Source organism: Dietzia cercidiphylli (assembly GCF_014145145.1).
GTDB lineage: Bacteria > Actinomycetota > Actinomycetes > Mycobacteriales > Mycobacteriaceae > Dietzia > Dietzia natronolimnaea.
Window position 1 is genome coordinate 1 of record NZ_JAALEA010000518.1, and the last position, 6,907, is coordinate 6,907.

Sequence of the window (6,907 nt, forward strand, 5' to 3'; positions counted from 1 at the left end):
CGACGAGCTGGTCTCTGCCCTGGTCGCGGACGCTCTGGCACTGCTTGAGGCTCTGGATGCCCAGGCGATCACCGCCGCCGGCGGCAGACCGGCCGAGGCGGTGGCGCTGTTGGCGCTGGTGGCCGGTCAGGACGTCGAGCCCGCCGACGACTCTGATGGCACGGACGGGCGTTGGCGGATCGCCTGCCGCACGGCACCGGATCGGGTGATCTCCACCGTGGACCCTGATTCCCGGCACGCGCACAAGACCCGGCAACGGCGCCAGGACGGGTTCAAGGCCCATATCGTGGTCGAGCCCGACACCGGCCTGACCACCATGTGCGCGCTGACCAAAACAAACGGGCCGACCAACTCCGATGTCGCGATCGGTGCGGAGCTGGTCACCGCCGATCCCACTATCGGCGCCGACGAGAAGGTCGAGGTGCTCGGTGACTCGGCGTATGCCAGCGGCGGCATGCTGGCCACCCTTACCGACAAAGGGTGGCTGCCCCTGGTCAAACCGTGGCCGCTACGGCCTACGGTCGAGGGCGGGTTCACCCTCGACGACTTCACGTTCGATGCGGCGGCGGGCATGCTGACCTGCCCCGGCAACATCACGCGGACGGTGACAGTGCACGGCCGCGCCACCTTCAAAGCAGCCTGCCGCGGCTGCCCGCTGCGCCAGCGGTGCACCACCTCGGCCACGGGACGCACCGTGCTGCTCGGCGAGCATCACCTTCTCCAGCGCCAGCACCGCCAGCGGGCTGGTGACGAGGACTTTAAGACCGTCTACCGACAGCACCGCCCCATGGTTTAGCGCTCGATCGCCTGGCTCACCCGAGGCGCTCGCCGCGGGCCGTACCGCGGGGTCGACAAGAACAACAACTGGCTCCACCACCGCGTCGCCGCCCTCAACCTGCGGCGACTGCTCACCATGGGCCTGACCCACCAGAACGGAACCTGGGCCCTGGCCTGACCAGCATGTCAGGGCCGCCCCCGGGCAGAGGCTCGAACGACCCGCCATGAGCACCACCACCGGATCACCGACCCCGGGCATCTCAAGCCCCGCACTCCGCGCCCCGGCCAACCGGCCCCTCACCCACAGAGAGCCACATCCCGCACCCCCAAGAAGACAGCTTGTTCAGCAGTCTCCTAGCCGGCGCCGGCCGTGCGGACGGTCCACGCGTACTCGAACGCCGTCTGACGCCACCGCTCGTAGCGTCCGGACACTCCCCCGTGACCGGCACTCATCTCGCAGCGCAGCAGGACGGGGCGCTCCGCTGAGTTGGCCGAGGTCGACACCGCCCGCAGCTTGGCCACCCACTTGGCAGGCTCCACGTACAGCACGCGGGTGTCGTTGAGCGAGGTCACCGCCAGGATCGCCGGGTAGTCCTTGGCCTCGACGTTCTCGTACGGCGCGTAGGAGGCCATGTAGTCGTAGACCTCCGCCGAGTGCAGCGGGTCGCCCCACTCGTCCCACTCGATCACCGTGAGCGGCAACTCCGGCATGAGGATCGAGGTGAGCGGGTCGACGAACGGCACCACGGCCTGGATGCCGGCGAACAGCTCCGGCGCGAGGTTGGCCACCGCGCCCATGAGCAACCCGCCGGCGCTGCCGCCCTCCGCGACCAGGCGATCCGGGGCGGTCAGCCCGCTGTCGACCAGGTGGCGGGCGCAGTCCACGAAGTCGGTGAACGTGGCGCGTTTGGTCAGGGTCTTGCCGCGCTCGTACCAGAGGCGGCCCATCTCGCCGCCGCCGCGGACGTGCGCCACGGCGTAGGCCATGCCCCGGTCCAGCAGGGACAGCCTGGCCACCGAGAACGCCGGATCGATGCTCGTCTCGTACGAGCCGTACCCGTACAGCAGGGTCGGCACCTGCTCACCCGCGTCGATCCGGGCGGCCGTGGCCACGGACATCACCAGGGAGATCGGCACCTGGGTACCGTCCTCGGCGGTGGCCCAGTCGCGGCGCTGCACGTACCCGGCCGGGTCGTAGCCGCCCAGCACCTCCTGCTCGCGCAACAGGGTGCGCTCCCCCGTGGCCAGCGCCAGGGAGTAGATCCGGCCCGGGGTGACGAACGAGCCGAACCCGAACCTCAGCACCGGCGCGTCCCACTCCGGGTTCGACCCCGGGCCCGAGGTGAACAGCTCCTCGTCGAACTCCACGGGGGTGAACACCGAATACGCCTCCACACCCGCGGTGGAGGCGGGATCCAGCGGCATCAGGGAGAACCGGGGCAGCGCCTGCTCCCGGTACCCGAGCACCAGCACGCGGGCGAACGCGTCGACCCCCTCCACCCGCACGTCGTCGCGGTGCGGCACGAGCGGGTCCAGTTCGCGGAAGTCACGGTCGACCGGTCCGGCTGGGGCCTCGACCACGGCGAAGTTGGGCGACCCCGCGTTGTGGGTGATGAGGAAGCGATCCAAGCCGCCGACGACCGCGTGCTCGACGTCGTACTCGACGCCCTCCTCGCGAGGTCGTACGCACCAGAACTCGCCCGCCGGGTCGGCGGAGTCCAGGCACCACACCTCGGTGGTGATCTTGGACCCCGCGGCGATCTGCAGGTACTTCTCGCTGCGCGTCTCACCGACCCCGATCCAGTAGGACTCGTCGGGCTCGTGGAACACCTCGTCGTCGTCGTCCCGGGTCGTCCCCAGGCGGTGACGCCACACGGTGTCGGGGCGCCACGCCTCGTCGACCGTCACATAGAAGACGTACTGGCCGTCGCGGGACCAGGTCACGCCGGCCGCGATGCCCGAGATCTCCTCGTCAGGCGCCGTGTAGTCGGGATCCAGGGATCGGAAACGCAGGGTGTAGCGCTCGTCGCCCTCGGTGTCGGTGGCCCAGGCGAGGACGCGGCCGTCGTGGCTGACCGAGAACGCGCCGAGCGCGAAGTACTCGTGCCCCTCGGCCTCGGCGTTGCCGTCCAGCAACAGCTGCTCCCCGGGGAGCTCGACACCGGGCGAGACCTCAGGCGGGACCCACCCGGCCGGGTCGCCGGGATCCGCCACGAACTCGCGAGGCACGGGGACGCGGCAGTGCCGCGCGTAGGACAGGCCTTCCGATGTGCGGGAGAAGTACCACCAGCCGGCGGCCCGCACGGGAACCGACATGTCGGTCTCCTTGACGCGGGAACGGATCTCCTCGTAGACCTCGTCCTCGAGCGGCTTCTGCCCGGCCGTCATCGCGTCCGTGTACGCGTTCTCCGCCTCCAGGTACTCGCGGGTCGCCGGGGCGTCCTTGTCGCGCAGCCACTCGTAGTCGTCCACGAAGACGCGGCCGTGGTGCTCACGGCGGTGGGGGCGGCGCTCGGCCCGGGGAGGCGCGGGGACCCGCTGATCGGTGGCGGTGGTGTCGGTCCCGCTGCCGGTGGCGTCATAGGCGCTCATGCGGACTCACCGCCGAGCCACTCCGAGAACCGCAGGCCGGAGATCCGCTCGTACGCCTCGACGTACCGTGCCCTGGTCGCCTCGACCACCTCCGGTGGGAGCGGGGGCGGCGGTGAATCCGAGGATCGGTCCCAACCCGAGTCCGGGCCGGTGAGCCAGTCGCGCACGTACTGCTTGTCGAAGCTCGGCTGGACGCGGCCGGCCTCGTACCGGTCCGCCGGCCAGTACCGGGAGGAGTCCGGGGTGAGCACCTCGTCGGCCAGGATCAACTCGCCCTCGGACAACCCGAACTCGAACTTCGTGTCCGCCAGCAGCAGCCCGCGGTCGGCGGCCATCTCAGCCGCCCTCGCGTACACCTCCAGGGTGGCGGTCCGGAGCCGGCCGGCCAGCTCGTCGCCGACGATCCCGGAGAGCTGCTCGAACGAGATGTTCTCGTCATGGTCGCCCACCGCCGCCTTGGTGGCGGGCGTGAAGATCGGCTCCGGCAGTCGGCTGGCCTCGACGAGCCCCTCGGGGAGCTCGACACCGCACACCGACCCCGACTCGCGGTACTCGACCATCCCGGACCCGGTCAGGTACCCACGGGCGACACACTCGGCCTGCACCATGTCCAGGCGGCGCACGACCATCGCCCGGCCGAGCACCTCGGCGGGGATCCGATCGTCGTCCAGAGGCCCCGCGAGGTGGTTCGGCACATCGAGGGCGTCGAAGAAGTAGGCGCTCATGGCGGTGAGCACACGGCCCTTGTCGGGAATCGGCGTGCCGAGCACGTGGTCGTACGCCGAGATCCGGTCGGTGGCCACCAGGAGCAGCGTCTCGCCGTCGATCTCGTATAACTCGCGGACCTTCCCGGCGGCGAGATGGCGGTAGGAAGAGAGCTCAGGTCGCATGGGCGTCAGCGTAGTCGGAGGGGGTCGGTGCGGCCCACGGTGCAGTCAGGCTGCACTGATGTCGCTCGAACGCAGGACAGACAGCGGAACAGACGGCGCAGAGAATTGCCTGACCCGATCACCGACGCAGGACGGCAGCTCACCCCCTGCACCCGAGACCATGGAGTCGCCATGACCACCTTGTCCCCGCTCGCGCCCGGCAGGAGAGTCCGCTTCCTCCTGGCCGCACTCCTGTCTCTCTTCGCCCTGGCCATCTCGACGATCGCCGTCCCCGCGCCGGCCCACGCCGCCATGTCCGTGGACCAGTTCGTGGCCAAACACAATGGTGGGAAGTGGGACTTCGACGGAGCCTACGGAGCCCAGTGCGTCGACCTCATCCAGTTCTACAACCGCGATGTGGTCGGTGCGCCCCGGTTGTCCGGCAACGCCAAGGACCTCTTCGGAAACGCCTCGGGGACCCACTATCACAAGCTCGGATCCGGAACCGCGCCCGTCAAAGGCGACGTCGCGGTGTGGGGAGCCTCGGTCGGAGGTGGATACGGCCACGCCGGGATCGTCCTGGCCGACCAGGGCGGGAGCGTCCGCATCCTCAGCCAGAACAACCACGCCCCGTACAACGGCACCACCCCGACAGAGATCATCTCGATGAGCAAAGCAGGGATCATCGGCTACCTACGGCCGAAGAACCTGACTCCGCCAGCGCCGACAGGGCACGCCCCGGTGGGCCACTTCGACTCGGTCGCCGTGGCCGAACCCGGCCGGATCGCGGTCCGCGGCTGGGCATTCGACAGGGACGACGCCGCCCGTTCGCTCGCGGTCCACGTCTACATCGGCGGTCAAGCCGGCGCTCCCGGCGTCGAGGGCCACGAGATCCGCGCTGACAAGAGCCGGCCCGACGTCAACTCGACCCACAATATCTCGGGAAACCACGGCTTCGACTCGTTCATTAACTCCAGGAAAGTGGGCTCCCAGCAGGTCTGCGCGTACGCGATCGGCGTGGGGAACGGTGGCAACGCGCTCATCAGCTGCAGGACGATCACCATCCCCGACCCCAACCCCCTGGGGAAATTCGAAACCGCCGCGTCGTCCGTCCCCGGAACGATCGACGTCAAGGGGTGGTCATTCGACCGGAGTAAGACGAGCACTGCGCTAGAGATGCACGTCTACGTCGGCGGAGAGGCCGGGAGCGCCAACGTGGAGGTCCACAAGATCAGGGCCGATGTGGCCAGGTCCGACGTGAACAACGCACATGGGATCTCCGGGAACCACGGTTTCGACAACCGGCTCGCCGTGAAGAAGACCGGAACCCAGAAGGTCTGTGTCTACGCCATCAATACGGGCGTCGGGTGGAACAACACCTCGCTGGGCTGCAAGACGGTGAGCATCGAGGCCGCCGCCGCGCCCGGTCTAGGCGCGGGTTCGCTGGGGAGTTGACGCTCTCCAGCTCTGCACGTGACACGGGGCGCACCGGATTCCGGTGCGCCCCGCTCCGCGGACCCAGGGGACGTCAGCCCAGCCGCGCGTCCAGCCACTCCCCGAGCGCCGCGTACGCCTCGTCCGCACACCGGTCGTTGAACAGCTCGTGCAGGCCGCCCTCGAACTCCCGGTAGGTGATCTCCGGCCGCGGGTCGTGGTCCGATCCCGCGACCTGGGCGAACCGACGGGCGCCCGTCGGCGAGGTGATGGAGTCCGCCGACCCGTTGATCACCAGGGTCGGCAACCGCAGGGCGCTCGAGCGCTGCAGGAACTTCTGCCCGCCCGCGAGGAGGGTCCCGGCTGCCAGCGCCGGCACCCCCTTGTGGTGCACGAGCGGGTCGGAGGTGTAGTCCGCCACGTACTCGGGAACGCGGGAGATCTCGTTCGGGTCCAGCTTCTCCACCGGGAGGAACGGCAGGAGGCGGGCGATCACCGGGGCCGCCGCCCGGAGCGGCGCGGGTGTGCTCTCGCCCACGACGATGCCGGGAGAGGACAGGATCAGCCCCGCCAGGTCCCACGGACGCCGGAGAGCGGACTCCCCGGCGATCAACCCGCCCATCGAGTGCCCCATCAGCAGTCGCGGCAGGGACTCGGCCCCTCCGCCCCGCGGGGAGCGGCACCACTCCACGACGGCGTCGCGGACGGCCAGGTTGTCCCGGATGTGGGCCTCCGTCGCGACCCTGGCCCGCGGTCCGGGGGCCGTGCCGTGCCCCCGGAGGTCGTAGGTGACCACGTTCACGCCGCGGTCCACCAGGAACCCCACCGTCCGCCCGTACCGGCCGGAGTGCTCACCGAAGCCGTGGACCAGCAGGAGCAGGGCCCGGGGAGTCTCGGCGTGGTGCAGGGTCGCCTGCAGGCCGGAGGTACCGGGGACGGGGATGACGGTCTCGCGCATGCGCCGAGACTAGCGCCCGGAGGCCGCCGGCCTCCCCCAAAGGTGCCAACCGGTTCTCCACCTCCGGCCTCAAGACCGGCGGCCGCGCGCGGACGAGCATGGAACCGGTCAGAGAATTCTGTCCGGACGCGGTCCGGACACCCACAGCGCAGGAGGTCCCCGTGGTTCCCACCACCCTCGCACCGGCGCCGGAGCCCACCTCCGGTCGCCGCGGCACCCGGCTCACTCGCCGGACTCGGCGTGCGGCCGCCGCGGCGCTCGGCGCGGTCGTGTTCGC

General features: G+C 70.2%; 4 protein-coding genes and 1 pseudogene. 2 read left to right on the forward strand and 3 right to left on the reverse strand.

The genetic code is table 11. The features are described 5' to 3' along the window. Window positions 1-955, forward strand: a pseudogene (locus G6028_RS16635) (transposase); the annotation flags it as partial. Between the two features lie 176 nt (window positions 956-1,131). On the opposite strand, the gene G6028_RS16640 reads toward G6028_RS16635, so the two are convergent. Together G6028_RS16640 and G6028_RS16645 are read right to left on the reverse strand one after the other, a co-directional pair. Then, window positions 1,132-3,369: a S9 family peptidase gene (locus G6028_RS16640; protein WP_182659534.1), complete on the reverse strand. Its 2,238-nt coding sequence runs from the start codon at window positions 3,367-3,369 to the stop codon at window positions 1,132-1,134. After that, complete coding sequence (locus G6028_RS16645; RefSeq protein WP_182659535.1) at window positions 3,366-4,259, reverse strand: phosphoribosylaminoimidazolesuccinocarboxamide synthase; 894 nt, start codon at window positions 4,257-4,259, stop codon at window positions 3,366-3,368. Before G6028_RS16645 ends, G6028_RS16640 begins: the two co-directional genes overlap by 4 nt. A 171-nt stretch (window positions 4,260-4,430) precedes the next feature. Between G6028_RS16645 and G6028_RS16650 the strand changes: the two genes are divergently transcribed. Continuing rightward, a complete protein-coding gene (locus G6028_RS16650) occupies window positions 4,431-5,693 on the forward strand; it encodes a CHAP domain-containing protein (RefSeq protein ID WP_182659536.1) in 1,263 nt (420 codons plus the stop codon). A 73-nt stretch (window positions 5,694-5,766) separates the two neighbouring features. On the opposite strand, the gene G6028_RS16655 is transcribed toward G6028_RS16650, so the two are convergent. Then, on the reverse strand, window positions 5,767-6,630 hold the full coding sequence (locus tag G6028_RS16655; protein WP_182659537.1) for an alpha/beta hydrolase: 864 nt from the start codon (window positions 6,628-6,630) through the stop codon (window positions 5,767-5,769). Between the last annotated feature and the right edge of the window lie 277 nt (window positions 6,631-6,907).